Annotated in this window: 27 protein-coding genes; 24 read left to right on the forward strand and 3 right to left on the reverse strand. The window is 45.0% G+C overall.

The window, feature by feature from the left end; genetic code table 11:
* The first annotated feature begins 8 nt into the window (after window positions 1-8).
* The 21 genes from fliL to SHAL_RS07585 all read left to right on the forward strand — a co-directional run bounded on the left by fliL (window position 9) and on the right by SHAL_RS07585 (window position 19,465).
* Complete coding sequence (gene fliL / locus SHAL_RS07485) at window positions 9-527, forward strand: flagellar basal body-associated protein FliL (protein WP_012276560.1); 519 nt, start codon at window positions 9-11, stop codon at window positions 525-527.
* Between the two features lie 45 nt (window positions 528-572).
* The gene (gene fliM / locus SHAL_RS07490; RefSeq protein ID WP_012276561.1) at window positions 573-1,601 is read left to right on the forward strand and encodes a flagellar motor switch protein FliM; all 1,029 of its coding nucleotides are present in this window, start codon (window positions 573-575) and stop codon (window positions 1,599-1,601) included.
* A 12-nt stretch (window positions 1,602-1,613) separates the two neighbouring features.
* Window positions 1,614-1,991 carry a flagellar motor switch protein FliN gene (fliN, locus tag SHAL_RS07495; RefSeq protein ID WP_012276562.1) on the forward strand — a complete coding sequence of 126 codons (378 nt, stop codon included), beginning with the start codon at window positions 1,614-1,616 and terminating at the stop codon, window positions 1,989-1,991.
* A 12-nt stretch (window positions 1,992-2,003) separates the two neighbouring features.
* Complete coding sequence (gene fliO / locus SHAL_RS07500; RefSeq protein WP_012276563.1) at window positions 2,004-2,375, forward strand: flagellar biosynthetic protein FliO; 372 nt, start codon at window positions 2,004-2,006, stop codon at window positions 2,373-2,375.
* Window positions 2,372-3,121 (forward strand): flagellar type III secretion system pore protein FliP, encoded by a 750-nt coding sequence (gene fliP, locus SHAL_RS07505; RefSeq protein WP_012276564.1) that lies wholly within the window; start codon window positions 2,372-2,374, stop codon window positions 3,119-3,121. Before fliO ends, fliP begins: the two co-directional genes overlap by 4 nt.
* A gap of 7 nt (window positions 3,122-3,128) precedes the next feature.
* A complete protein-coding gene (locus SHAL_RS07510; RefSeq protein WP_012276565.1) occupies window positions 3,129-3,398 on the forward strand; it encodes a flagellar biosynthetic protein FliQ in 270 nt (89 codons plus the stop codon).
* Between the two features lie 114 nt (window positions 3,399-3,512).
* Window positions 3,513-4,310, forward strand: a complete 798-nt coding sequence (gene fliR / locus SHAL_RS07515) for a flagellar biosynthetic protein FliR (RefSeq protein WP_012276566.1) — start codon at window positions 3,513-3,515, stop codon at window positions 4,308-4,310.
* A gap of 66 nt (window positions 4,311-4,376) precedes the next feature.
* On the forward strand, window positions 4,377-5,510 hold the full coding sequence (gene flhB / locus SHAL_RS07520; protein WP_012276567.1) for a flagellar biosynthesis protein FlhB: 1,134 nt from the start codon (window positions 4,377-4,379) through the stop codon (window positions 5,508-5,510).
* Between the two features lie 148 nt (window positions 5,511-5,658).
* The gene (gene flhA / locus SHAL_RS07525) at window positions 5,659-7,758 is read left to right on the forward strand and encodes a flagellar biosynthesis protein FlhA (protein ID WP_012276568.1); all 2,100 of its coding nucleotides are present in this window, start codon (window positions 5,659-5,661) and stop codon (window positions 7,756-7,758) included.
* 11 nt (window positions 7,759-7,769) lie between these two features.
* Entirely contained in the window at window positions 7,770-9,182 is a 1,413-nt protein-coding gene (gene flhF / locus SHAL_RS07530) for a flagellar biosynthesis GTPase FlhF (RefSeq protein WP_012276569.1), read from the forward strand.
* Window positions 9,183-9,186: 4 nt separating this feature from the next.
* Window positions 9,187-10,068: a MinD/ParA family protein gene (locus tag SHAL_RS07535; protein WP_041416306.1), complete on the forward strand. Its 882-nt coding sequence runs from the start codon at window positions 9,187-9,189 to the stop codon at window positions 10,066-10,068.
* Window positions 10,061-10,780 carry an RNA polymerase sigma factor FliA gene (locus SHAL_RS07540; RefSeq protein ID WP_012276571.1) on the forward strand — a complete coding sequence of 240 codons (720 nt, stop codon included), beginning with the start codon at window positions 10,061-10,063 and terminating at the stop codon, window positions 10,778-10,780. The genes SHAL_RS07535 and SHAL_RS07540 overlap by 8 nt, the downstream gene beginning before the upstream one ends.
* Window positions 10,781-10,840: 60 nt before the next feature.
* Window positions 10,841-11,224 (forward strand): chemotaxis response regulator CheY, encoded by a 384-nt coding sequence (gene cheY / locus SHAL_RS07545; protein ID WP_012276572.1) that lies wholly within the window; start codon window positions 10,841-10,843, stop codon window positions 11,222-11,224.
* A gap of 13 nt (window positions 11,225-11,237) precedes the next feature.
* The gene (locus SHAL_RS07550; RefSeq protein ID WP_012276573.1) at window positions 11,238-11,975 is read left to right on the forward strand and encodes a protein phosphatase CheZ; all 738 of its coding nucleotides are present in this window, start codon (window positions 11,238-11,240) and stop codon (window positions 11,973-11,975) included.
* A gap of 12 nt (window positions 11,976-11,987) precedes the next feature.
* Window positions 11,988-14,291: a chemotaxis protein CheA gene (locus SHAL_RS07555; RefSeq protein ID WP_012276574.1), complete on the forward strand. Its 2,304-nt coding sequence runs from the start codon at window positions 11,988-11,990 to the stop codon at window positions 14,289-14,291.
* Window positions 14,292-14,378: 87 nt separating this feature from the next.
* The gene (locus tag SHAL_RS07560; protein WP_012276575.1) at window positions 14,379-15,569 is read left to right on the forward strand and encodes a protein-glutamate methylesterase/protein-glutamine glutaminase; all 1,191 of its coding nucleotides are present in this window, start codon (window positions 14,379-14,381) and stop codon (window positions 15,567-15,569) included.
* Window positions 15,562-16,284, forward strand: coding sequence for a hypothetical protein (locus SHAL_RS07565; RefSeq protein ID WP_012276576.1), 723 nt, complete (start codon window positions 15,562-15,564; stop codon window positions 16,282-16,284). Before SHAL_RS07560 ends, SHAL_RS07565 begins: the two co-directional genes overlap by 8 nt.
* 99 nt (window positions 16,285-16,383) lie before the next feature.
* Window positions 16,384-17,175 carry a ParA family protein gene (locus SHAL_RS07570; protein WP_012276577.1) on the forward strand — a complete coding sequence of 264 codons (792 nt, stop codon included), beginning with the start codon at window positions 16,384-16,386 and terminating at the stop codon, window positions 17,173-17,175.
* The gene (locus SHAL_RS07575; RefSeq protein WP_012276578.1) at window positions 17,159-18,100 is read left to right on the forward strand and encodes a chemotaxis protein CheW; all 942 of its coding nucleotides are present in this window, start codon (window positions 17,159-17,161) and stop codon (window positions 18,098-18,100) included. Before SHAL_RS07570 ends, SHAL_RS07575 begins: the two co-directional genes overlap by 17 nt.
* A 312-nt stretch (window positions 18,101-18,412) precedes the next feature.
* Entirely contained in the window at window positions 18,413-18,904 is a 492-nt protein-coding gene (locus SHAL_RS07580) for a chemotaxis protein CheW (RefSeq protein WP_012276579.1), read from the forward strand.
* 156 nt (window positions 18,905-19,060) lie between these two features.
* Entirely contained in the window at window positions 19,061-19,465 is a 405-nt protein-coding gene (locus SHAL_RS07585) for a DUF2802 domain-containing protein (protein ID WP_012276580.1), read from the forward strand.
* A gap of 451 nt (window positions 19,466-19,916) precedes the next feature.
* On the opposite strand, the gene SHAL_RS07590 is transcribed toward SHAL_RS07585, so the two are convergent.
* Window positions 19,917-20,225 carry an EscU/YscU/HrcU family type III secretion system export apparatus switch protein gene (locus SHAL_RS07590; protein ID WP_012276581.1) on the reverse strand — a complete coding sequence of 103 codons (309 nt, stop codon included), beginning with the start codon at window positions 20,223-20,225 and terminating at the stop codon, window positions 19,917-19,919.
* A gap of 116 nt (window positions 20,226-20,341) precedes the next feature.
* Entirely contained in the window at window positions 20,342-21,994 is a 1,653-nt protein-coding gene (locus SHAL_RS07595) for a hypothetical protein (protein ID WP_223296254.1), read from the reverse strand.
* Window positions 21,995-22,277: 283 nt separating this feature from the next.
* Between SHAL_RS07595 and SHAL_RS07600 the strand changes: the two genes are divergently transcribed.
* Window positions 22,278-23,048 carry an MlaA family lipoprotein gene (locus SHAL_RS07600; protein WP_012276583.1) on the forward strand — a complete coding sequence of 257 codons (771 nt, stop codon included), beginning with the start codon at window positions 22,278-22,280 and terminating at the stop codon, window positions 23,046-23,048.
* A gap of 96 nt (window positions 23,049-23,144) precedes the next feature.
* Entirely contained in the window at window positions 23,145-24,251 is a 1,107-nt protein-coding gene (locus tag SHAL_RS07605) for a response regulator (protein ID WP_012276584.1), read from the forward strand.
* On the opposite strand, the gene SHAL_RS23045 is transcribed toward SHAL_RS07605, so the two are convergent.
* On the reverse strand, window positions 24,243-25,235 hold the full coding sequence (locus SHAL_RS23045; RefSeq protein ID WP_150102073.1) for a hypothetical protein: 993 nt from the start codon (window positions 25,233-25,235) through the stop codon (window positions 24,243-24,245). The genes SHAL_RS07605 and SHAL_RS23045 overlap by 9 nt on opposite strands.
* Before the next feature lie 339 nt (window positions 25,236-25,574).
* Here SHAL_RS23045 and SHAL_RS07610 point away from each other — a divergent pair, with 339 nt between their 5' ends.
* Entirely contained in the window at window positions 25,575-25,928 is a 354-nt protein-coding gene (locus SHAL_RS07610) for a four helix bundle protein (protein ID WP_012276586.1), read from the forward strand.
* The last annotated feature ends 379 nt before the right edge of the window (window positions 25,929-26,307 follow it).

A 26,307-nucleotide genomic window follows, 5' to 3' on the forward strand; every position in this document is an offset into this window, starting at 1 on the left:
AATGAAAAATGGCGGAAGAAGCAGCGTTAGAGCTAGAAGATAGTGCCGAACCTAAAAGCAAAAAGAAACTCATTTTATTCGGCGCAATCGGCGCGGTGCTTATTACTGTTATCGCTATCACTGCATATTTGTTATTGAGCTCAGACGATGCTGCACAAGTTACTGGTGCTGATGACGTTGTCGCTGCAGAGTCTGCGCCTCGAACGGGTGAAGCCTTTTATGCGGCAATGCCAAGACCGTTTCTATTTAATCTACCCGATAATGGCCGCACTCGTTTAGTTGAAATTAAAGTGCAACTAATGGTTCGTGGTAGCGATGATGACACTCTGATTAAAAAGCATATTCCATTAATTGAAGATGCGCTACTAACCACATTTAGTGGCGCAGATATCCAGAAATTAAGCTCTCCTGCAGGCAAGGATGAATTACGCCTGTTAGCGCTGCGAAATGTGCAAAACACTCTGCAACCCGTCACGGGGCGTACAGTGGTTGAGAAAATCTTATTTACCGGTTTTGTCATGCAATAAATTGTGTGAATAAAGTGATTATTTTTTATAAGTAAAGGCGATATCGTGAGTGATTTATTAAGCCAAGACGAAATTGATGCACTGCTCCACGGAGTCGATGATGTCGAAGAGGACATTATTGATGACAATGAGCTTGACGCACGTTCATATGATTTCTCGTCCCAAGACAGAATTGTACGTGGTCGTATGCCAACGCTTGAGATCGTCAACGAGCGTTTTGCTCGCCACTTGCGGATCAGCATGTTTAATATGATGCGTCGGGCGGCCGAAGTGTCGATTAACGGCGTGCAAATGCTTAAGTTTGGTGAGTATGTACATACCTTGTTCGTACCGACCAGCTTAAACATGGTACGTTTTAGCCCATTAAAAGGCACAGCGTTAATTACAATGGAAGCGCGGCTTGTATTTATTTTAGTGGACAATTTCTTTGGTGGTGACGGGCGCTTTCATGCCAAGATTGAAGGCCGAGAATTTACCCCTACAGAGCGTCGCATCGTACAACTGTTGTTAAAGATCATCTTCGAAGATTACAAAGATGCTTGGGCGCCAGTGATGGATGTTCAGTTTGATTACCTCGACTCAGAAGTTAACCCGGCTATGGCAAACATTGTTAGCCCTACAGAAGTCGTTGTGGTGAGTTCATTCCATATTGAGGTTGACGGCGGTGGAGGAGACTTCCATATCACTATGCCGTATTCGATGATTGAGCCTATCCGAGAATTGCTCGATGCTGGTGTGCAAAGTGATACTCAAGATACCGATATGCGTTGGTCTCAAGCATTGCGTGATGAGATTATGGATGTTGACGTGGGTATCGATGCCACCATCGTTGAGCACAAAGTAACACTAAAACAAGTGCTAGAGTTTAAAGCGGGTGATGTTATTCCAGTTGAGCTGCCTGAGTACATCATCTTAAAGGTCGAAGACCTACCGACTTATCGTTGTAAGATGGGCAGAACGAAAGAAAACTTAGCATTAAAGATTTGTGAACAAATTCCACGACCAGAAACGGTTAAGACAGAATTACAGCTGGTGACCCATAAAGGGCGAGCGCGCGATCGTTCTGATATATAAGGTGAAAGGTAAATGAGTACAGATACAGATGATTGGGCTTCGGCCATGGCAGAGCAAGCGATTGACGAAGCAAAAGCTGTTGAATTTGATGAGTTTAGCAATGAAAGTGCGCCGTTAAGCGAGGATGAAGTGTCTAAGTTAGATGCGATTATGGATATTCCGGTTACGATTTCGATGGAAGTGGGCCGTAGTTTTATTAATATTCGCAATTTGCTGCAGTTAAACCAAGGTTCGGTGGTAGAGCTCGATCGTATTGCTGGTGAGCCATTAGATGTTATGGTCAATGGTACCTTGATTGCCCATGGTGAGGTGGTTGTGGTAAACGATAAATTTGGTATTCGTCTAACGGATGTCATTAGCCAAACTGAGCGAATTAAAAAGCTGAAGTAAAAGGGACGTTTAATGAGCTTTCAACTGGTTTTAGCCGGTGTGAGTAGTGCGGCAGCGCAAGCTGAAACGCCTGCTTCACCAACGAGTATCGCAACGTTATCGAGCATGGTTGGTGGCTTGATTTTAGTATTACTACTGATTTTCTTTCTAGCCTATCTAGTCAAACGCTTAAACTTAGTCCCCAGTAGCCAAGGGGAATTAAAAACCCTCGCAGTGACGCCTTTAGGACAAAAAGAGAAGTTAGTACTGGTTGAGGTTGCAGGTCAGCAATACTTGCTTGGGGTTACGCCGCAGCAAGTGAGCCTAGTTGATAAATTAACCCAACCAGTGGAAATATCGTCTGAGTCATTTGCCAGCCGCCTTCGTCAAGCAAAGGCATCATGATGAAGTGGATTTTACTGCTAGCCGGATTGGCTCTGACTTTTATGGCGCCAACCGCGCTCGCAGAAAACGGTATTCTGCCAGCTGTGACGGTTTCGACTGGCGCCGATGGTTCAACGCAATACTCTGTCACCATGCAGATTTTGCTGTTGATGACGGCGTTAAGTTTCATTCCCGCGATGGTCATTATGTTGACCTCGTTTACCCGTATTATTGTGGTGCTGTCTATTTTGCGCCAAGCGATTGGCTTGCAGCAAACTCCGTCTAATCAGGTGTTGATTGGCATCAGTATGTTCATGACATTTTTTATTATGTCGCCGGTATTCGACAAGATTTATGTGCAGGCGGTGCAACCTTATATCGAGCAAGGAATGCCACTGCAAGACGCTTTTACAACGGGGCAAGGGCCACTTAAAGATTTTATGTTGGCACAGACTCGGAACTCAGACCTCAACACCTTTATTGAAATTTCAGGTTATCAAAATATCAATGAGCCTGAAGATGCACCGATGACGGTCATCATTCCTGCTTTCATTACCAGCGAACTCAAAACGGCTTTCCAAATTGGTTTCATGCTCTTTGTGCCATTTTTAGTTTTGGATTTGGTGGTGGCGAGTATCTTGATGGCCATGGGTATGATGATGTTGTCGCCTATGATTGTGTCGTTGCCATTTAAGATCATGTTATTTGTACTCGTCGACGGTTGGAGCCTAGTGATGGGTACCTTAGCCAACAGTTTTGGATTGTAGGTAAGCCATGAGCCCAGAAGCACTAATTGATATCTTTCGTGAAGCACTGGCCGTTATTGTGATTATCGTGTCGATGATTATTGTGCCTGGTCTTATCATTGGTCTTGTCGTGGCAGTCTTTCAGGCCGCAACGTCGATTAACGAGCAAACCTTGAGTTTTTTGCCACGTCTGTTAACGACGTTATTAGCGTTAATGCTGATGGGGCATATGCTGGTTCAGATGATGATGGATTTCTTTTTCCAGATGGTGGATATGATCCCCCAAGTCATAGGTTAACTATTCGCTGGAGCTTTTGAACATGGATTTACTTTCCCCGATGTTAAATATGATCTGCTTGCAGGTGATAGGCTAACTATGGCTATTAATCTCCTTATTAATAGATTGAGTTAGATGGAGATCTTACTCGATACCATCATGAATGGCATTGCGGGTTATTTGTGGCCATTAACCCGAATTTCTAGCATGTTTATGGTGATGGCAGTGTTTGGTGCAACCACGACTCCCACAAGAGTGAGACTATTATTGTCGGTTGCTGTCACCGTAGCCGTGGCCCCAGTGTTGCCTGCTATGCCAACCATTGATCTGTTTTCATTAAGCGCCGCTTTCGTTACCGCGCAGCAAATCATTATCGGCGTCGCCATGGGGTTTGCCACATTATTGCTCATGCAGACCTTTGTGCTTACCGGTCAGATCATCGGTATGCAGACCAGCTTAGGTTTCGCGTCTATGGTCGATCCGAGCTCAGGCCAACAAACACCTGTCATTGGTAACTTCTTCCTGCTACTGACCACTGTGATATTTTTGGCCGTCGATGGTCACCTGTTATTAATAAAGATGGTGATCGCCAGCTTTGATTCTATTCCGGTGTCAATGCAAGGCTTAAGTCTGGTTAGTTATCGCTTATTTACCGAATTTGTGGGCTATATGTTTGGTGCTGCTTTGACCATGTCGCTATCGGCGATTGTGGCGCTGCTCACTATTAACTTGTCATTTGGTGTAATGACCCGCGCCTCACCACAGTTAAATATCTTCTCTATCGGTTTTCCTGTCACCATGATTGCAGGCTTGTTCATTCTTTGGTTAACGTTGTCGCCAATTATGACGCATTTTGACGAGGTGTGGCGTGAAGTTCAGCTGCTACTTTGTAATGTGCTTGAGCTGCAGTGCCGCGCCGACGGCGGGCTTTAATAATGCGTTATAGCGACTTTACTATCAGTCGTATGGCTTTCTTCGCACTATGGAGGGCGGCTATAAATGGCTGAAAACGATAGTAGCCAAGAAAAAACAGAGGAAGCCACCTCCAGAAAGTTGCAACAGGCCAAAGATAAAGGGCAGGTTGCACGCTCAAAAGAGTTGGGGACTTCTGCTGTGCTGATCGCTGCGTCAGTAGGCTTGTTAATGACGGGTCCTGATATCGCACAGGCGATGCATAACATCATGACGAAGTTGTTTACGATGAGCCGTGATGAGATTTTCGACACCAAGCAGATGATGAATGTTTGGGGCGTAATAGGCACTGAACTTGCGCTCCCTTTGATGGGTTTTATTGTCTTTTTAGCACTCATCGCATTTGCGGGTAACGTTGCTCTCGGTGGGATCTCTTTCTCCGTTAAAGCGTTTATGCCAAAAGCCAGTAAGATGAGCCCAATGGCGGGCTTTAAGCGGATGTTTGGTGTGCAGGCATTAGTGGAGTTAACCAAAGGTATTGCCAAGTTTTCCGTAGTCGCCATTACCGCCTTTTTGCTACTCAGCACCTACTTAAATGATATTTTGATGCTGTCGCAAGACCATTTACCTGGCAATATTTACCATGCACTCGATATTGTGGTGTGGATCTTTATTTTACTCTGCGCATCAACCTTCTTGATTGTCGTTATCGACGTACCGTTTCAGATATGGAATCACGCTAAGCAGCTCAAGATGACGAAGCAGGAAGTGAAAGACGAATATAAGGATACCGAAGGTAAACCAGAGGTTAAAGGCCGTATTCGTCAGTTACAACATGAGATGTCTCAACGACGTATGATGGGCGAAGTGCCAAATGCTGACGTTATTGTCGTCAACCCCGAACATTACGCCGTGGCTGTTAAGTATGATGCGACTCGCTCTACTGCACCATTTGTTGTGGCCAAAGGGGTGGATGAAGTTGCCTTTAAAATTCGAGAAATTGCAAGAGAACACGATGTGGCGATAGTATCGGCGCCGCCACTGGCTCGCGCTATTTTTCATACCACTAAGATTGACCAAGAGATCCCAGAGGGATTATTTACCGCGGTCGCGCAGGTGCTCGCTTATGTATTCCAATTAAGACAATATCAGAAGGGTAAGGGGAGACGTCCAAATCCGGTCCCAGTAAAGCAGCCGATCCCAGATGATTTAAAGCATTAATTAAAATTTATGCTTGAAAATCAACCACTCAGTACGCGAGATGTTCTTTGCTAGCGCCTTTCAGGTTATAGTTAATCCTTATTATAAATAAGGTTGGTACAGTATTTGCTGTACAGACGTTAGACGTCAAAGATCGGACTCCGAGTGAATGGAACTTAAAGCAAGTCTAGGCCAATTAAAACAGATAAAGCCTGCACATTTTAAAGGTATTGGTACACCGTTATTGGTTTTAGCCGCTCTGGCTATGATCATCTTACCCATGCCTGCGTTCCTGCTCGATATCCTTTTCACTTTCAATATCGCCCTCGCGCTTGTGGTGCTTCTGGTTGCCATTTATAGCGATAGGCCGCTTGATTTTGCCGCTTTCCCGACAGTGTTACTGGTCGCAACCCTACTCAGGTTGGCGCTAAACGTTGCATCGACGCGTGTCGTACTACTAGAAGGCCACAATGGTGGCGATGCTGCAGGTAAGGTGATTGAAGCCTTTGGTTCAGTGGTGATTGGCGGTAACTATGCCGTTGGTCTAGTTGTATTTTTAATTCTCATCATCATTAACTTTGCCGTTGTGACCAAAGGTGCCGGACGTATATCTGAGGTGAGTGCTCGCTTTACGCTGGATGCGATGCCAGGCAAGCAGATGGCAATCGATGCCGACTTAAATGCAGGCTTATTAACTCAAGAAGAAGCACGTGCTCGCCGCGCCGAAGTGACTCGCGAGGCCGACTTCTATGGTGCGATGGACGGTGCGTCAAAATTTGTAAAGGGTGATGCCATCGCCGGTATATTAATTCTTGTTATTAATATCGTCGGCGGTTTTATTATTGGTATCGCTCAGCATGACCTGTCTTTCTCTTCCGCGGTTGAGATTTATACCCTATTAACGATTGGTGATGGCCTAGTGGCGCAGATCCCCGGTCTGCTGTTATCTATTGCCGCAGCCTTGATGGTGACTCGTCAAAATGAATCCGGCGATATGGGCGAGATGGTCATGGGGCAGATGTTTGACAGTCCCAAGTCTTTAGCCATTGCCGCGGGGGTGATGTTAGTGATGGGGCTTGTGCCAGGTATGCCACATCTTGTGTTCTTGTCATGTGCTGCGGTAGCGGGAGCGGGCGCTTACTTTATTAAGAAGAAGCTAGAAACCGATCGCGAGCGTGCACTGGAGCTCGCAAAAACGGGACCTGTGGAGCCGCGTGATACTCAGCCTAAGGAACTTAGCTGGGATGATGTACAGCATGTTGACACTATTGGGCTTGAAGTGGGTTATCGCCTTATTCCTTTGGTGGATAAAGGGCAGGGCGGAGAGCTACTGGGGCGTATTAAAGGCGTACGTAAGAAATTATCGCAAGAGCTGGGCTTCTTGGTCCCTGCCGTGCACATTCGTGACAACTTAGATCTGTCACCTAACGCTTATCGAATTTCGTTAATGGGTGTGGCATCTGGCGAGGCGGAAATTCGCCATGACTGTGAGCTGGCCATCAATCCAGGTCAAGTGTATGGCAAGTTAGATGGTATCGAAACTAAAGACCCAGCCTTTGGTCTCGATGCAGTTTGGATCGCCCCGGAAATGCGAGAGCATGCGCAAACCTTAGGTTACACAGTCGTAGATGCTTCAACGGTCGTGGCCACTCACATTAGCCAGCTATTAACTAATAACGCTGCGAAACTATTAGGTTATGAAGAGGTGCAGCAACTGCTTGAAATGCTCGGTAAGCACTCACCTAAGTTAGTTGATGGCTTTATCCCAGATGTGATGCCACTTGGTACGGTCGTTAAAGTGATGCAGAACTTGCTTAACGAAGGGGTGTCTATTCGCGATATGAAGACCATAGTACAGACCTTGTTAGAGTACGGGCCAAAGAGCGGTGACACCGAAGTATTAACCGCAGCGGTGCGTATAGCCCTAAAGCGCATGATAGTACAAGAGATCAGCGGACCTGAGCTTGAAATCCCCGTCATTACTTTGGCGCCAGAGTTGGAACAAATGTTGCATCAGTCTATGCAGGCAACGGGGGGGGATGGTCCGAATATCGAGCCAAGCCTTGCGGAACGTATGCAGAAGTCGTTAGTAGATGCGACCCAGCGTCAAGAAATGGTAGGACAACCAGCAATTTTATTGACATCAGGCATGTTACGTTCAACCTTATCGCGATTTGTTAAGCATACGATCCCTAATTTGCGGGTGATTTCATATCAAGAGGTACCCGATGAGAAGCAGATCCGTATCGTTTCGGCAGTGGGCCAGTAGAGGTCGAATAATTGAAGATTAAAAGATTTTTAGCAAAAGATATGCGTTCGGCCTTAGCCCAAGTTAAAGAAACGTTGGGGTCAGATGCCGTCATTATGTCGAACAAGAAAGTGACGGGCGGCATTGAGATTGTTGCCGCAGTGGATTATGACGAGCCTAAGCCCAAGGTTGCTGAAGCCAAGCCGTCGGCTGGCATGTTCACCGACCTTGCAGAAGAGAGAGTGACCTTAGGCGCACAGGCAAATGTCAGGTCGCCTAATGTAAAAGCTCAAAGCCGTGCTCAACCCACGCCTGCGCCTGATTCACTGCAAGCGTTACTTGAGCGTCAGCAAAGCCGAATTAGTCAGCAAACACAGCCTAGAAGCAGTGAAGATTTAGATATGCCTGAATGGGCGAAAGGGCTTCAGGCACAGGTGAAGAAACCGGAACCCGCTAAAGCTGAGTTTACTCCGCATCGTGCACCTGATAGCTTTAACGCGAACAAGCAAAACAGCAGTGCTGAAATGGACGCGATGAAACAAGAGTTAGCGTCAATTCGTAGCTTATTAACGCATCAAGTCAGTAGTTTGATGGTTGAACAGAAAAAACGGGTTGACCCTGTTGGTGCTATGCTAGAGAGCAAGTTGTTAGAGGCTGAGTTTTCTCCAGCAATTGCAAAGAAGCTATCGAGTCTTAGCGAGCATTATTCGCCCGCGGAATTAGTCGCCTCTTTGCCACGCAGTTTAGCTAATATGCTCGATAATCAAGGTGATGATATTGTGCGTCAAGGTGGTGTGGTCGCATTCGTTGGGCCAACAGGTGTTGGCAAGACAACGACTGTGGCCAAATTAGCGGCGCGTTTTGCTGCATATCATGGCTCAGATCAAGTTGCGCTCATTACAACCGACCATTATCGCATTGGAGCCTTTGAGCAATTAGCAACTTATGGCAAAATAATGGGATGCCCCGTAAAACAGGCTCATGATTTTAGTGAGTTAGAGCAAATACTGTATCAATTTAGGAACCGCAAGCTGGTTCTCATTGATACAGCGGGTATGGGGCAAAGAGACCAGCGTTTATTCCAACAACTCGATAGCTTAGCCGCAAATAGCAGATTACCAATACGCAGTTATCTGGTAATGTCAGCAACGGGGCAGCGTAGAGTGTTAGAAGATGCGGTAAAACAGTTTACGCGTATTCCACTTTCGGGTGCGGTACTAACAAAATTAGATGAATCAATTTCTTTAGCGCCAGCGCTAAGTGTCTTGATTCAAAGTGGGTTGCCTTTAAGTTATGTAACGGATGGACAAAGAGTTCCTGAAGATATGCAGGTGGCTGATACATTATCGTTAGCCAATCGTGCATTAGCAGCATTAGATAACAAACCTACCGAACCAATACATAATAGTGAAGGGTCGCAAGAGATGACCTATGCATTTGAGTAAAGCCATGACTCCGGATCAAGCAAGCGGTTTACGTATGATGAATCAGCCAAATAATGAAAAAGTAAAAGTAATCGCCGTATCAGGTGGTAAAGGTGGCGTTGGTAAAACCAGCGTGTCAATTAATACCGCCGTCGCGTTAGCCGAAAAGGGTAAACGTGTGTTGGTATTAGACGCCGATTTAGGTCTAGCGAACGTCGATGTGATGTTAGGTTTGCGCGCAGAGCGAAATTTATCTCATGTTTTGTCGGGAGAGGCCGAATTAGATGATGTGATCTTAAGAGGACCTAAAGGGATTGGTATTATTCCTGCCACTTCGGGGACTCAGGCAATGGTCGAACTGACTCAAGCTCAGCATGCTGGTCTTATTCGTGCGTTTAGCGAAATGAGAACCCAGTTTGATATCTTGATTGTCGATACCGCTGCTGGCATTTCTGATATGGTACTGAGCTTTTCACGGGCGTCACAAGATGTATTAATTGTGGTGTGTGATGAGCCAACGTCGATCACCGATGCCTACGCCTTGATTAAGATTTTAAGTCGTGAACACGGGGTGTTCCGCTTTAAGATTGTCGCGAACATGGTACGCAGCTTACGGGAAGGCATGGAGCTTTTTGCCAAGTTAAGCAAGGTGACCGACAGGTTCCTTGATGTGGCGTTAGAGCTTGTGGCCACGGTGCCATTTGATGAGAATTTACGTAAGTCTGTACGTAAGCAGAAATTGATTGTTGAGGCGTTTCCTAAGTCGCCAGCAGCCATTGCATACCAAGGGTTAGCGAATAAGGTTATGAGCTGGCCAGTCCCGTCACAACCCGGTGGCCATTTAGAGTTCTTCGTTGAGCGTTTGGTGCAGCGTCCAAGCTATCAAGAGGATAAGTCGGGTGAATAAAGCGGCAGCGTATACTCGTTTTGATAATAAGACGTCTATCGTTGAACAGTATGCACCGCTTGTAAAAAGAATAGCCCATCATCTTTTGGCTCGTTTACCCGCATCAGTTCAGTTAGATGACTTGTTGCAGGCCGGCATGATGGGGCTACTCGAAGCGTCATCAAACTTTGATGGTAGTAAGGGCGCCAAATTTGAAACCTTTGCAGGAATTCGAATTCGTGGCTCCATGTTAGATGAAATCAGGCGTGGCGACTGGGTACCGCGTTCGGTACATCGTAATCAGCGCCGCGTGGCTCAAGTGATTGATGAGCTTGAGCAAGAGCTTGGGCGTGATGCTCGTGATGGCGAGATTGCCGAGCGGTTAGAGATGCCGCTCGATGAGTATTACAGCATTTTGAACGACGTGTCGGTAGGTAAAGTCGTTGGAATAGAAGATTTAGGCGTTGCCGTTGAAGGATTAAATCAAGATGACGGCCACGAAGATGATGCTTATGAATCACTCGCAGAGGTCGAATTTCATTCGGCTCTTGTCGCAGCGATCAAACTATTACCCGAAAGAGATGCGCTAGTCTTGTCTCTATACTATGATGAAGCATTGAATTTAAAAGAAATTGGGGCCATTCTTGAGGTCAGTGAGTCTAGAGTTAGCCAGATCCATAGTCAGGCGATGCTCAGACTCAAGGGAAAACTCAAGCATTGGACGCAAGAATAAAATCATAATAATTGATACCACATTACATGCGCATTTAACGCGCGCTCCGCGGAGGAAACCTTGGACAAGAATATGAAGATTCTTGTTGTTGACGATTTTTCAACAATGAGACGTATCATTAAGAACTTGTTACGCGACTTGGGGTTTAATAATACCCAAGAAGCCGATGACGGCTCTACAGCCTTACCTATGCTACAGAAAGGCGATTTTGATTTCGTTGTAACCGACTGGAATATGCCGGGCATGCAAGGTATCGATCTATTAAAGGCCATTCGCGCCGATGATAACCTGAAACACCTTCCTGTATTGATGGTGACTGCAGAAGCTAAGCGTGAGCAGATTATTGCAGCAGCGCAAGCTGGCGTTAACGGATATGTGGTTAAGCCATTTACTGCGGCCACACTTAAAGAAAAGTTAGATAAAATTTTCGAAAGACTCGGCTAAGCAGGGATGAGCTATGCAGCAACAATTGTCAGAGCTGATAACTCTTGAGCAAGCACAGAGGCTAGTTGCACTTCTCACCGAAGGTGAGCAAGAAAAAGCAGATGAGTTGATTAGGGAGATCTCAGCGCCAATTCAAAAAGATCTTTTTGATGAAGTTGGGCGGTTAACTCGTCAACTTCACAGTGCTATTTCTGATTTTCAATTCGATAATCGTTTAATCGAATTAGCCAATACAGAAATCCCTGATGCAAAAGAACGTTTAACTTATGTCATAGACATGACTGAGCAAGCGGCAAATAAAACCATGGACGCGGTGGAGGAGTGTTTACCTCTTGCTAGTGCATTGAGCGACAATATTCAGGCTGTTAAGCCAGCTTGGGATAAGCTTATGCGTAGAGAGCTGCCGCTGACTGAATTTAAAACACTATGCCATGACATCCAACAGTTTGTAGAAAGAAGCGAGTCGGATGCAAGCCGAGTAAAAGAGCTGCTTAATCAAATTCTATTGGCACAAGACTTTCAGGACTTGACTGGACAGATGATCCGTCGAGTGATTGAACTCGTCAGGGAAGTTGAGAATAGTTTAGTGTCGATGTTGACAGTATTTGGTGAGCAACCTACAACTGCGGTTGATGATAAACCAAATCTAAATGTTGAAGCTGAAGGTCCTATTGTGAATGCAGAACGCCGTCAAGACGTGGTGACTGGTCAAGATGAAGTTGACGATCTGCTTTCGAGTTTAGGTTTTTAAGGGAGTCAAAGAATGTCCTTTGATGTTGATGAAGAGATACTGCAGGACTTTTTGATAGAAGCGGGTGAAATTTTAGAACTTCTACAAGAACAACTGGTCACGTTAGAAAATAACCCAGATGATACTGAACTGCTCAATGCAATTTTCAGGGGATTTCATACGGTTAAAGGCGGTGCAGGATTCTTAGGTTTGTCACCCATGGTAGATGTCTGCCATGAAGCAGAGAATACCTTCGACCTACTGCGTACAGGCAAACGTGAAGTTTCTGCTAATTTGATGGATGTCATTTTACAAGCAGTAGACTCAATCAACTCAATGTTTGCTGAAACGCAAGCTGGGCAACCTCAATCCCCTGCCGAGTCTACGCTATTGGCGCAGCTTAAAACATTAAGCGCAGGTGAACTGCTTCCTTCTGAAATGGAGGAAGCTGTTGTTAAGGCGCCTGCTGTAGAGTCTACAGTCATCGTTCAAGAGCCTATTATTGAACAGGCGGCGCCGCAAGTACCTCAAGTGGTTGAACAAACATCACCCACAGTGGGCACGGGTAGCATTGATGATATCGATGATATCGAATTTGAAGCCTTGCTCGATGCTTTGCATGGTACGGGTAACGGCCCTGGCAATGCAGCGGATGAGGCTCCTACACTTTCACCATCTACACCGTCATTATCTGCACAGTCATTGTCAGCACAGTCGCTATCTGCATCTGATGACATTACCGATGACGAATTTGAATCATTACTCGATGAGCTACATGGCTCCGGTCAGTTTAAAACTCAGTCGGCTGCTCCTGCGGTAATAGAGCAAAGTGGCTCGGATGTTGATTCTGATGAAATTACCGATGATGAATTTGAACGATTACTCGATCAATTGCATGGTTCAGGCACAGGCCCTGGTAACTCATCTAGCGTGACGGAGAGTAGTAACTCCGCTCCTGAACCGCATGAAACCAATAAATCAGAGCCTGTGGTACAAGCGATAACCACATCGCAGCAGGTGTCTGCAGTTAAGGCCGAAGCTAAACCTGAGCCTAAACCTGAGCATAAACCACAGCCAAAGCCAGAACTAAAACCAGAACCAGAACTAAAGCCAGCAGCCGCAAAAGCTGCCCCAAAAGCGACCGGCAATATGCCCCAAGGTGAAACCACGGTGCGGGTCGATACCTCAAGGCTTGATCAGATCATGAATATGGTCGGAGAGCTGGTATTAGTACGTAATCGTTTACTCAGTCTTGGCGTAGAGCGTGAAGATGAAGAGATGTCAAAGGCGTTAGCTAACCTTGACTTAGTGACTGCCGACTTACAAGGCGCAGTGATGAAGACTCGCATGCAGCCCATTAAGAAAGTCTTTGGCCGTTTTCCTCGAGTGGTTCGTGATTTAGCTCGTAGTTTAAATAAAGATATTGATCTTGTTATGATCGGTGAAGATACCGATCTTGATAAAAATCTGGTTGAAGCGTTAGCCGATCCATTAGTTCACTTAGTGAGAAACTCGGTCGATCATGGTATCGAAATGCCAGATGTTCGTGAGGCTCACGGTAAAGCCCGTACAGGTACCATTACATTATCTGCAAGCCAAGAAGGCGATCACATCCTGCTTAAAATTGAGGATGATGGTGCTGGTATGGATCCAGAAAAACTTAAAGGGATTGCAATCAGTCGCGGCGTGCTCGATGAAGATGCCGCCGCCCGCATGAGCGATGAAGAAGCCTATAACCTTATCTTTGCTCCTGGGTTCTCAACCAAGGTTGAAGTTTCAGATATTTCGGGTCGTGGTGTGGGTATGGACGTGGTTAAGACCCGTATTACCCAGCTGAACGGTTCTGTTTATATCGACTCACAACTAGGAAAGGGCACACGCCTTGAGATTAAGGTGCCGTTAACACTGGCAATTATGCCGACCTTAATGGTGGAAGTTACCGAGCAAGTGTTTGCTCTACCGCTGTCGAGCGTGAATGAGATATTTCACTTAGACTTGACTAAGACTAATGTGGTTGATGGTCAATTGACCGTCATTGTCCGAGATAAAGCGGTGCCACTCTTTTATTTAGAGCAGTGGTTGTCTCGCAATAAATTGAATTTTAGGCATGGTGACAAACAGCATGGACATGTCGTCATCGTCCAGCTAGGTACGATGCAAATAGGTTTTGTGGTGGACTCACTCATCGGTCAAGAAGAGGTGGTGATTAAACCGTTAGGGACATTGCTTCATGGCACTCCTGGCATGGCGGGGGCAACCATTACTTCTGATGGTGGCATCGCACTGATTTTAGATGTGCCGGGTTTACTTAAGCATTACGCACGTAATAGGAGCTAGCTCTGGTTAGCTTAGGGAATAACGCTTTGTTATTCCCTTTTTTACATACAGCATTGAGCAGGCCTGTGGTGCAGTAAAGGAATTTGAATGGGCATTAAAGTTTTAGTCGTTGATGATTCGAGTTTTTTCAGACGACGCGTTAGTGAAATAGTTAATAAAGACTCCGAGCTAGAGGTTGTGGGTACCGCATGTAATGGTGCTGAGGCTGTAAAAATGGCCGCAGAGCTTAATCCAAATGTGATCACCATGGACATTGAAATGCCGGTCATGGATGGGATCACTGCGGTAAAGCAGATCATGGCGAGCAAGCCAATTCCTATTCTAATGTTCTCATCACTTACACATGATGGTGCCAAAGCAACGTTAGAAGCGTTAGATGCTGGTGCCTTAGACTTCTTGCCAAAGCGTTTTGAAGATATCGCTAGCAATAAAGATGATGCGATAGCGCTATTGCAGCAACGAATTAGAGCATTAGGCCGTAGACGCTTATTTAGACCGATTGCTAGGCCTCTGACTGGCAATGAAAGAGCGCAACCTGCAAATACTAGTAGTGCTACTAGTGAGAGGGCCGCCGATAGAGCGCGCACCTCATCTAGCTTTTCTCGGCCGTCAGTTACCGCATCTGCGGCGAACGCTGCGGCTGCGAGTACAACTGAAAGGTCTGCTAGTCGAGCCAGTGTTATTACTCGTGGCAGTGGAAAAAAGTATAAAGCATTACTTATCGGCACATCTACAGGAGGCCCGGTTGCGCTACAAAAGGTATTAACCCAACTGCCTGCGAATTATCCGCATCCTATTTTGCTTATCCAGCATATGCCAGCCGCTTTTACACCAACCTTTGCAACAAGGCTTAATAGCTTGTGTAAGATTGAAGTTAAAGAGGCGGAAACCGGCGATCAGTTAAAGCCAGGCTGCGCATACCTAGCGCCAGGCGGCATGCAAATGATGTTAGAGCGAGGCGGAGCTTACGGCAGAATCAAGGTGATTGCGGGTAAGGCCGATATGAATTACAAACCTTGTGTCGATATCACCTTCGCCTCAGCTTCTAAAGTGATTGGTGGAGACGTATTGGCTGTGGTATTGACGGGCATGGGAGCCGATGGTCGAGAAGGAGCGAGAATGCTTAAAGGCATCGGCGCTACTGTGTGGGCGCAGGATGAGGCAAGCTGTGTGGTTTATGGTATGCCACAAGCGGTAACGGCAGCTGGTATTGCGACTAAATCGATAGCCTTAGAGCATATGGCTGAATCTATTATAAAAGAGACCTGCAATGGCTAAGATGGCTTTTGGCCAAAATGTCATTTTGCAACGCGGTGAAATGAATACGCTGTCGTTGCTATTACTGTTTTTGCTGAGTATTGCATCTTTTACGTTCGGTTCGCTGTATTTTGAATCACAGCATAAAAACAAATTGTTATCCAGCGAAGTTCAAAAGCTTAAAAATAGCCAAGTATTGCTGATGGTACCGGATGAGCAAGCCGAAGTGATGGCAAATTGGATGGCTAATAACCCGCATTTCGTGCAGTCTTTTGTCGATAAGGCTAAGCAAGGTGAAGCCACGGTTTTGCCTATAGGGCCGGGGGCTCATCAAGGGGAGCAATCTCAGCTCCCACTCACAAGCCATAATGGCGATGAGTCAGCATCGGTCAATACGTCAGAGAAAGTAATACAGGGGGCGCTTGTTAAACCGCCTGAGGGTAAGCAAGCACTCAGAGCGACGCTAAATACAGCACCTGCTGAAAAAGTGACGATTAAAAAGAGTGAGCCTGTTGAAAATGAGGCATCAAATGATAAATCTAGCCTTGCAGAGCCTTCAGCACAAATAGAGCCTTCCGCACAAAAAGAGGCCAGTGATATTAAGCAAAACGGTAACCATAACGCCAAGAGCAAGGTGATAAAAACCGTGACAGTGATAGAGGGGGATGACGGTGTGAAGCTAATTAGTTTACCCCATGGTGGTATTAGAGTCACAACCAGAGAGCCTGAAGGTTAAGTGATATGACTCATATAACTCATATGAATTGGGGCAAAACCCTGTCATTAATCTGATTAAACGATATTTGAGCCGTGTAATAACACCGAGGGTTATTTTTTGAAAATCTGGACCATAGCAAACCAAAAAGGCGGGGTGGGGAAAACAACAACCGTTGCCAGTCTAGCTGGTGCGTTTGTAAAGCGTGGTCTGAAGGTATTGATGGTTGATACCGACCCCCATGCTTCCCTAGGTTATTACCTTGGTATTGATAGTGAGCAATTACCTTGCTCCTTATATGATCTGTTTTTGGCTAATAAGACCCTAACAACTGACAGTGTTCAAATGCATATTGTGCCTACAAATGTCGTGGGGTTAGATTTAATGCCGTCAACTATGGCACTCGCGACACTTGATCGCAGTTTAGGGCACCAAGAAGGCATGGGGCTGATCTTAAAGAAGGCCCTAAAATTAGTTGAAAATCGATACGATGTTGTATTGATAGATTGCCCGCCGGTGTTGGGGGTGTTGATGGTGAATGCATTAGCGGCAAGTGAGCATATTATCGTCCCAGTTCAAACTGAATTTTTGGCCATAAAAGGGCTCGACCGTATGGTTAAAACGATGTTGCTAATGGGACGTTCAAAAAAAATCAAATACAGCTACACCATAGTGCCAACCATGTTTGATAAACGCACTCGCGCGGCCTCAGCCGCTTTGTTGCAACTGAATGAAGATTATAACGAAGAGCTATGGCAGGACGTGATCCCTGTTGATACCAAATTTAGAGATGCCAGTTTGAGTCATTTACCCGCTTCCCATTACGCCCCTAGTAGCCGTGGCGTGAAGGCCTACAATAGACTACTCGATTATTTACTCGCGAAGGATTTATCTCATGTCAAAATCAGTTGATGATGCGGTATGTGATTATTTTTCGCTGTTGCTTAATGAGCCACAACCAAAACCCGTAATAGACAACAAAATAACACAAAGCCATTATGGCCAAAGCAGATTGCCACAAACTATAGAGACAGATGAGCGCTTAAGTCGGCAAGCATTAGAGCAATTGTTCGCACGCTCACCTAAAGAAAACGGCAAGCTAGTCGAAGAGGTGTGCGCTAAAGAGGCGGTTAGTGTCGAAGCTATCTCTGATATCGATTGTATTGCCAGTATTGATTGTATTACTCGTATAAAAAGTACTGGCAACAACACTAACAATATACAAGAGACCAAGATCGAGCCTCTAGGTGTGCTAGAAGCGGATCGACAAATTGAGCCTGCTGGGCTCAGTGATAGCCAAAATGCGCTTGATATAGCGCCTCAAGTTAACGTGAAATCGGCCATTGAGCCTTTAGTGTCAACCCAAACCTTATTAGAACAGCTTGATGACGAGTTTCAGGTGCTGTTCTTTAAGGTCGCGGGTTTAACGCTCGCAGTCCCTTTAGTGAGCCTCGGCGGGATAGTCGGCTTAGAAAAGATAACTCGATTAATGGGACGCCCCCAGTGGTATATGGGCGTACAGCAGTATCGGGAGACACAGCTTAATGTTGTCGATACCTGTGCCTGGGTGATGCCTGAAAAATATGACGAGAAGCTAGTTAAAAAGGTTAACTATCAATATGTAGTCGTACTTGAAGATAGTCATTGGGGGCTAGGGTGTGAGTCATTAATTGATGCGATAACGATTAAAAAATCTGAAGTCAATTGGCGCAGCCAAGCTGGAAAACGCCCATGGCTTGCAGGTGTGGTAAAAGAGCAGATGTGTGGCATTTTAAATGTCGAAGCCTTGGTGCAAATGTTGGGCTCAGGTTTAGGTTGCCAAGATCCTCTCACATAGTGCACGACATAGTGCACTAATAGAGGCAGGGCTTAAATAACTCAAGTAGAGGCAGAGCTTAAATAGCTCAAGCTGAAATAATATCAATAACGGTGTATTGATTGGATTTTGAGCAAGCATAATAGTTTTATTCGTCTACTCTTAATAACTTAGCGTTAAGAGATGATGCGCTTGATAAAGAATGCAGTTAAGCTGCCGATACAAATGGTAAAGGCTATTGGATTGAAAAGCATTGGAAGCTATGCTTTGCACCATAGTAAAGTATTTAAAATAGTTTAGAACATAGCAGCAGAGCTATTGATTGAGGCGATTATGACAAGTTCAAACAGTGCAGCCGTAGCAGCGGGAACCGAAGACGCAGTATTACAGTGGGTAACATTTAAGCTAGATAATGAAACCTATGGGATTAACGTAATGCAGGTGCAAGAAGTATTACGTTATACCGAGATCGCCCCAGTACCAGGTGCGCCGCATTACGTGTTAGGTATTATAAACTTACGTGGTAACGTGGTTACAGTTATCGATACCCGCTCACGTTTTGGTCTAGCATCAGCTGATGTGAATGACTCAACACGCATTGTGATTATTGAGGCTGAGAAGCAAGTTATCGGTATTTTAGTCGATAGCGTTGCAGAGGTTGTTTACCTGCGTGGCTCAGAAATTGACAATGCACCGAATGTCGGGACTGAAGAGAGTGCCAAGTTCATTCAAGGTGTGAGTAACCGCGATAGCGAGCTACTGATCTTGGTTGATTTAGATAAGTTATTATCTGATGAAGAGTGGATGGAACTGACGCAGATCTAAAGCCGAAGGCAGCTAAGACGGAAAAGCTTAAAATAGCCAATACGAGAAAGGCTTAGACGGTAAACATAAAAGCGTAAGGTTTGGCTTATCCGTAAGCGAAGCGTTCGTCTTAGCTTTATTCGTCTTGGCTTTAGAATTCATATTAAAGAGTCATTAATGATTGTCGAAGAAATTTTAATTGCTACTGTGTTGGTGTTTATCATTGCTTGTCTTGCATTGGTGCTTTATTTACAAAAGCAAACAGGCAAGCTTCGTGCAAAAGTCGATGCACTGACTTTGTTAGTGAAAGAAGGCGATAAGCAAAGAGAAGCAGTAAAACGTGAGTTGCAAGAGCTTAGAAGCGGCACGATTGGCGTAGGGCGTCGTATGGTAGAGCTAGAAAAAAAATTAGCTCAACAAGACGCTAAACTTGAAGAGAGCAGCCAACAAGATCCACAGTCTAGACTGTATTCTCGCGCAATGAAGATGGTTGCTTTAGGTGCCGGTGTCGAAGAACTTATCGATGAATGTGAACTGCCCAAAGCCGAAGCCGAATTACTGATCCGTCTGCATGGGAAATAGAGAAGGGCGGACTTCGTCCTTCTATAAAATCAAAGGCTGAGACGAACGCTTCGCTCACGAAAGACGGACGTTCGCAGGCTCACTCACAGAACGCTGCGCTGACGGTTCAAGCTAAGACGATTCAAGCTAAGGCGGTTCAAACTAAGACGATTCAAGCTAAGACGGTTCAAGCTAAGACGATTCAAGCTAAGACGGTTCAAGCTAAGGCGGTTCAAACTAAGACGATTCAAGCTAAGACGGTTCAAACTAAGATATTTCAAGCAGAGACTTTTGGCTTTTTATCTTTTTATCTTTTTATCTTTTTATCTTTTTATCTCTTTATCTCTTTATCTCTTTCGCTTTTTCGGCTTCGTTTTCCGTAAGCGAAGCGTTCCGTAGTGACAGTCATTGATACAAACAGTCACGTGCCGTAGGCTGTAGGCCGTTCATCTCAGCTTTTATCGTCTGAGCTTTAAACCTCTTCCATTATCTTCTGGTGCATATTGTTCCACTTCTCTGGAAATTTACCATCTAGCACATACACAAAAGCGATGAGCTCGGCGATAAGTAAATACAGCTCACTCGGGATCTCGTCTCCTATCTCTAAGCGCTGTAAAAAATCACATAAATACTCATCTTGATGTATATGGATCCCGGCCTGCTGCGCCAAGGCGATGATCTCCTCTGCGAGTTTATCTTCCCCCTTGGCCGAGACTTTTGGGGCGGCACCTGACTGATAACTGAGTGCAACAGCTTGCCTAGGTTTTCTTGAATCTGTCATAACGTTTCTCTTTTGGCTGCAGGTGCGGAATAAAGCCTTTTAGTACTAAGCATCAATGCGTCTTTAATTGAAGGCCTGAGAGGCTCTGAACTGGCACATATCGAGTACGATGGATATTACACATCGACCTTCACTAAGTAGTGTTCACCGGGCAAAATTGTTGCGGGAATATTCTCTTGCTTTGTACTAATCGATATTTGGCTAAATCCTATCCCCTCGAGTTTCTGGGAGAGTGACGGCGTAAGAAGCTCAATTTTATTGATGATAGCTTCATTACTGCATGAAAATTTAAGCTTAAGCGGTGCACTAGAATGCGGATTATCATGTTTAAGTGTTTGAGCACCAATGAGTAATGGTCCACTTGCTAGATTAAACTTTAACTGTAAGCGCCAAACATCGTTTTTTGGATTATTGGATTGCTTTTCCTTTTGAATATGCCCCTCTAATTGCTCTTGGTAATGGCTGATTGAATAGGGAATAGCGAAATAATAATTAATCATTTGCTCGTTTCTACTTGAGGCATGTTGATAAAGGTTCAAGTTGCTTAACAGCTTAGATAGGGATTCCTGGCAGGCGCAAGACTCTAACAGTTTTAATAATGGCTCAGGAAGTGCGAGGTGAGCTTGTAATATAGACAGCTTTTTGGCCAGTTCGGGGGTTATTTGCGAAGCTGATGCTCGTCCTAATAATAGCTGAAATAGTAAGTTTAACGTGTTTACATGCGTATTCAATGGTGTGCTCAACCAATCGTTAGGTGAGAGGGATTGGTTGATTGTTGCCATAATGACCTGCTTAAGGCGCTGTGGCTGGCTTAGTTCAATTAACGTCTCGGGAGATAACCTAGGAAGAACTCTTAATAGTGCTGATGCAAGACTCTCTTTGGCATTCTCTTTGACGTTAGACATCGCGGGGCTGTTTCCAGGCAAGCCGCCCGCTTTTTCGAGTGCGTCCGCTAATAGGTGAGCCGATGTTGCAGGGGTAGGAGCTATGCCTGCTTCGCTGTGAGATTGACCTAACCGCTCTTTGTCCGGCGATGGGTATTTAGCATCAGCTGCCACATCAAGGCTAACATCAACATTCTCGTCTATAGCTTCCAATGACTTGAATAGATTACGGTACTGAAAGTTAACATCAGTCTTTTGATTTGCGAGGTGCTGAATTCGCTCTGCAGGCTGATCTGTCGCTAGATCTGCTAACTCCTTACTCACGTCTTGTGTAGAGATTAAATTTACTTTGGCTTTTACATGGATCGGAGATAGCTCAAGAAGCAGTTGATTCTCCACACTTCTTATTGTTGCTGTATATTCACCTTGCTTGCTAGTACACAATCTTTCCAGCACAAAACTAGGGCCTTTATCAAAACGTAACTGGCTACCTTTAACTTTTGCAGTGGGTAGCGGATAGCCATCTTTTCGTTTTGCAAGTTGTTGCAGTTTCTTTTCTTGAGCTTTGCTACGACTAATTGCAGCTAATAAGGCTTGAGGTAAGGGGAGGCTAATCGGCCCTCCTAGAGCAAATAGGGTGCTTTGGGCTATGGTGCCGTTGATTTGCACTATATTTAAAAGGAAGTTTTGAGCTTGTTTGAGTTGCTGAAGCGGAATTGGCGGAACGGTTTTCAAGCTGTATTGTTGCCCTAAAAGGTTAACGCTTAACCCTGATTTACTCATTTGTAACGAAATTGGCACCAGTGAGCTTACTGGCTTCTCGATAGCGAAAGAGCCTGTTGGTAAATTATTTGGCGCAGTAGTGGTGTTAGTTACAGTATCCAAAATGGGCTCTTTTTAGTTCAAAAATGATATAAACAACTAATTTGATATGTTTATTCACAAATTTATATTTGACCTTGTTACTTGACTCAGTATCCTTAGCCATCTTTAGGGCAATAATTAAAATTTCCAGCTAAATTTATTGCTTTTAGTCAGCTAAGAGGTCTTATTGATTGTATCGACACCAACCCTATACGACTTTAGCTGGAATGTAGAATTTAGTCAGTGAGCCAAAATGTACTAAGGTAAAGACGAGTGCTACTGACTCCTTTTCAAAGAGACAATTATGAAGTTTAAATGGATTGTGTTTTCTCTGGCGATATTTGGAATGCCTTCAATTGAAGCTGCAGAAGACAGCACTACGGATGATGCTAAACAGATCACAGTAACCTATAACGACCCAAGGGATCCTATAGAGGGTTTTAACCGCGTCATGTGGGATTTTAACTATCTGTTTATGGATAGGTATTTTTATCGCCCAGTTGCCCATGGCTATCATGATTACATCCCGCATCCGGTGAAAAGCGGGATTAATAATTTTGTGTTAAACCTTGAAGAGCCATCTAGCCTAGTTAACAACACCCTGCAAGGCAAATGGGGTTGGGCCGCCAATGCGGGCGGACGCTTCACCGTTAATTCAACGCTAGGCCTATTAGGTGTCATTGATGTCGCCGAAATGATGGGCATGACACGTAAACAAGACGATTTTAGTGAAGTGCTAGGTTATTACGGTGTACCAAATGGTCCCTATTTTATGGCACCGTTTATTGGTCCCTATGTCACTCGTGAAATCGCATCAGACTGGGTTGATGAACTATACTTTCCTCTATCTGAGTTGACGTTTTGGCAATCAGCACTAAAATGGGGTCTTAAAAGTTTGCATACTCGAGCGGCTGCAATCGATCAGGAACGATTGGTTGATAACGCTCTTGACCCATATACCTTCGTTAAAGATGCTTATTTTCAACATATAGATTACCAGGTATATGACGGTGATATTCCTCAAAGTGACGATAATGATGAGTTGCTTGATGAGTATATGCAGGAATTAGAATAGCATTCGATAAGTGGACAGATAAAAATAAAAGCTCCGCTTAAAGCGCAAACATAAACATGGACGTGTGTTTTCGCTGTTGTCAGTAAAGGGCAGCTTATGGCGCTAACAGAATTATCGATACTTTTTGTAGAAGACGATCCAGTCTTTCGCAAGCTTGTCACGTCCTACCTTGATAGTCGCGGTGCAAACGTCGTTGAGGCCGATAACGGTGAGCAAGGCTTAAATCGTTTTAAGGCACAGAAGTTTGATATCATTATTGCTGACTTAAGCATGCCTAAACTTGGCGGTTTAGATATGCTAAAGGCGATGAATCAACATCGACCCGGCACGCCCTCAATTATCATTTCTGGTAACCAAGCCATGTCTGATGTGATTGATGCATTAAGAAGTGGCGCAAGTGATTACCTTGTCAAACCCGTATCCGATTTATACCTTATCGAAAACTCCATCCGAGAATGCTTGAATAGTTCTTTTGAAGAGTCACTAAACTTCGATGAGCAAGAGTCTCTGTCATACTTAGAGCTTAACGAAAATTTGGCCTTGTTGGAGCAGTGTAGCGAAGCCGCTAAAAGTGTGCAGCAACAGTTATTCCCACCAAGCCGTGTTGAGTATAGTGATGTTGTGATTGACTATAGCCTGTTTAATACCAATGAAGTGAGTGCCCACTTTATCGATACTGCCATGATAGACGATGATCATGTCATGATGTATATGGCACATTTTCACCCCCATGATAATCGAGCCGCGTTTGCTTCGGTTCTATTGAAGAGCTTCGTTAATCATAAACTTAAACTATACCGAAACGGCCAGTCCCAAGCGATCATAGAACCTTTTAATATGTTGGTTTATCTGAATGACCGCATGGCCAAGTCTGGGCTGGGTATTGTTGTCGATATGGCTTATATCGTGGTCGAATTAACGCACTATCGGGCGGCAATCGCAAAAGCTGGCAGTGAATTTAGGTGCTACCTGAAAAACAGTGAGGGCCTATCTCCTATCGCGTTAGCAGATTCTTTACAGTTAGGAATGACCAATTGGACTAAGCCGAGCGTTCAGTTTAGAACCTTACTCCTTGGCGAAAAGCTGTGCATCTCCACTCAAGTGAGTGAGCATAAACAGCTGCTGTTAGATAATCAGTTCCATGGATTGATCCATGAGCCCACCACAAAGCCCGGCGGATATATTCAGCTTAGTTTAAGCTAAGACGGTACAAGCTGAGACGGTATAGGCTGAGACGGTATAGGCTGAGACGGTATAGGCTGAGACGGTACAAGCTGAGACGGTATAAGCTGAGACGGTACAAGCTGAGACGGTACAAGCTGAGACGGTACAAGCTGAGACGGTACAAGCTGAGACGGTACAAGCTGAGACGGTACAAGCTGAGACGGTACAAGCTGAGACGGTACAGGCTGAGATGGTATAAGCTGGGACGGTATAAGCTAAGACGGTACAGGCTAAGACGGTATAGGCTGAGACGGTACAGGCTGAGACGGTACAAGCTGAGACGGTACAAGCTAAGACGGTACAAGCTAAGACGGTATAGGCTGAGACGGTACAAGCTGAGACCGTACAAGCTAAGACGGTACAAGCTAAGACGGTACAAGCTAAGACGGTATAAGCTAAGACGGTATAAGCTAAGACGGTACAAGCTGAGACGGTATAAGCTGAGACGGTACAAGCTGAGACGATATAGGCTGAAACGGTATAGGCTGAGACGGTACAGGCTGAGACGGTACAAGCTGAGACGGTACAAGCTGAGACGGTACAAGCTAAGACGGTACAGGCTGAGACGGTACAAGCTGAGACGGTACAAGCTAAGACGGTACAAGCTGAGACGGTACAGGCTGAGACGATATAGGCTGAAACGGTATAGGCTGAGACGGTCAAGCTAAGACGGTACAAGTTAAGACGGTACAAGCTAAGACGGTACAAGTTAAGACGGTACAAGCTAAGACGGTACAAGCTGAGACGGTATAAGCTGAGACGATATAAGCTGAGACGATATAAGCTGAGACGATATAGGCTGAGACGGTACAAGCTGAGACGATATAGGCTGAGACGGTACAAGCTGAGACGGTACAGGCTGAGACGGTACAAGCTGAGACGATATAGGCTGAGACGGTACAGGCTAAGACGGTACAGGCTGAGACGGTACAAGCTGAGACGGTACAGGCTAAGACGGTACAAGCTGAGACGGTCAAGCTAAGACGGTACAAGCTGAGACGGTCAAGCTAAGACGGTACAAGCTGAGACGGTACAAGCTGAGACGGTACAAGTTGAGACTGTATAAGCTGAGACGGTACAAGCTAAGACGGTACAGGCTAAGACGGTACAAGCTGAGACGGTACAAGCTGAGATGCTCAGGCTGAGATCTAGAAGGGCGAGGTGTAAAATTTTTGGGGTTTGATGTTTTTCCGGTCTTTAATCGTCTTAGTTTTATTCGGCTTTTAATCGTCACAGCTTCAACCGAGCTTTAGACATTGTAGGCCGAGAAAAATAACTAATATTGAATATTCAAGGATGAATATGGTGGCTTTTAAAAAATTAGAAATATGGCGACGTGCGTGTGACTTGAGTTGTCGTATTTATGAGTTAACGAAAGATGTTAGAGACTATGGATTTCGTGATCAGATTACTAGGGCTGGGCTATCTATCCCATCAAACATTGCAGAGGGGATAGAGCGAGAATCGATAAAAGAGCAAATTCGTTTTTTGTTTATATCAAAGAGCTCTGCTGCTGAAGTGATAACTCAAATAACTATCGGTATTAGAATAGGTTATATAGAACCAAGTGTAGGCAATCAATTACTCAAAGAAACAGAAAGCATCGCAATGATGATTACCGCGCTGATTAGAAAAAAGAAGAGTTTACTGAGCTAAGACGGTATAAGCTGAGACGGTATAAGCTGAGACGGTACAAGCTAAGACGGTACAGGCTAAGACGGTATAGGCTGAGACGGTACAGGCTGAGACGGTACAAGCTGAGACGGTATAAGCTGAGATGCTCAGGCTGAGAACTATAAGGGCGAGGGAGGGGGTAACGTCTTTGGTGTTTGATGTTTTTCCGGCTCTTCCCGTCTTTGCAGTTTCCGGTCTTAAATCATCTTAGTTTTTTCGGCTTTTAACCGTCTTATTTCTATTCGACTATTAAAAACAAAAAAGCCAGAAGAGTTATCTTCTGGCTTTTTTATGCTTCAAGCTTTTCCAGTTTTTTGTCTCAGCTTAAATCGTCTTTGCTATTTCAGATCTTACCGTCTTC

This window comes from Shewanella halifaxensis HAW-EB4, from assembly GCF_000019185.1.
Taxonomy (GTDB): Bacteria; Pseudomonadota; Gammaproteobacteria; order Enterobacterales; family Shewanellaceae; genus Shewanella; species Shewanella halifaxensis.

What these genes read in the sequence shown, in the direction of transcription:
- fliL (WP_012276560.1), top strand. Translation starts at nt 9, where the DNA reads ATGGCGGAAGAAGCAGCGTTAGAGCTAGAAGATAGTGCCGAACCTAAA.
- fliN (WP_012276562.1), top strand. Translation starts at nt 1,614, where the DNA reads ATGAGTACAGATACAGATGATTGGGCTTCGGCCATGGCAGAGCAAGCG.
- fliO (WP_012276563.1), top strand. Translation starts at nt 2,004, where the DNA reads ATGAGCTTTCAACTGGTTTTAGCCGGTGTGAGTAGTGCGGCAGCGCAA.
- fliP (WP_012276564.1), top strand. Translation starts at nt 2,372, where the DNA reads ATGATGAAGTGGATTTTACTGCTAGCCGGATTGGCTCTGACTTTTATG.
- SHAL_RS07510 (WP_012276565.1), top strand. Translation starts at nt 3,129, where the DNA reads ATGAGCCCAGAAGCACTAATTGATATCTTTCGTGAAGCACTGGCCGTT.
- fliR (WP_012276566.1), top strand. Translation starts at nt 3,513, where the DNA reads ATGGAGATCTTACTCGATACCATCATGAATGGCATTGCGGGTTATTTG.
- flhB (WP_012276567.1), top strand. Translation starts at nt 4,377, where the DNA reads ATGGCTGAAAACGATAGTAGCCAAGAAAAAACAGAGGAAGCCACCTCC.
- flhA (WP_012276568.1), top strand. Translation starts at nt 5,659, where the DNA reads ATGGAACTTAAAGCAAGTCTAGGCCAATTAAAACAGATAAAGCCTGCA.
- SHAL_RS07535 (WP_041416306.1), top strand. Translation starts at nt 9,187, where the DNA reads ATGACTCCGGATCAAGCAAGCGGTTTACGTATGATGAATCAGCCAAAT.
- SHAL_RS07550 (WP_012276573.1), top strand. Translation starts at nt 11,238, where the DNA reads ATGCAGCAACAATTGTCAGAGCTGATAACTCTTGAGCAAGCACAGAGG.
- SHAL_RS07555 (WP_012276574.1), top strand. Translation starts at nt 11,988, where the DNA reads ATGTCCTTTGATGTTGATGAAGAGATACTGCAGGACTTTTTGATAGAA.
- SHAL_RS07560 (WP_012276575.1), top strand. Translation starts at nt 14,379, where the DNA reads ATGGGCATTAAAGTTTTAGTCGTTGATGATTCGAGTTTTTTCAGACGA.
- SHAL_RS07565 (WP_012276576.1), top strand. Translation starts at nt 15,562, where the DNA reads ATGGCTAAGATGGCTTTTGGCCAAAATGTCATTTTGCAACGCGGTGAA.
- SHAL_RS07575 (WP_012276578.1), top strand. Translation starts at nt 17,159, where the DNA reads ATGTCAAAATCAGTTGATGATGCGGTATGTGATTATTTTTCGCTGTTG.
- SHAL_RS07580 (WP_012276579.1), top strand. Translation starts at nt 18,413, where the DNA reads ATGACAAGTTCAAACAGTGCAGCCGTAGCAGCGGGAACCGAAGACGCA.
- SHAL_RS07585 (WP_012276580.1), top strand. Translation starts at nt 19,061, where the DNA reads ATGATTGTCGAAGAAATTTTAATTGCTACTGTGTTGGTGTTTATCATT.
- SHAL_RS07590 (WP_012276581.1), bottom strand. Translation starts at nt 20,225, where the DNA reads ATGACAGATTCAAGAAAACCTAGGCAAGCTGTTGCACTCAGTTATCAG.
- SHAL_RS07600 (WP_012276583.1), top strand. Translation starts at nt 22,278, where the DNA reads ATGAAGTTTAAATGGATTGTGTTTTCTCTGGCGATATTTGGAATGCCT.
- SHAL_RS07605 (WP_012276584.1), top strand. Translation starts at nt 23,145, where the DNA reads ATGGCGCTAACAGAATTATCGATACTTTTTGTAGAAGACGATCCAGTC.
- SHAL_RS07610 (WP_012276586.1), top strand. Translation starts at nt 25,575, where the DNA reads ATGGTGGCTTTTAAAAAATTAGAAATATGGCGACGTGCGTGTGACTTG.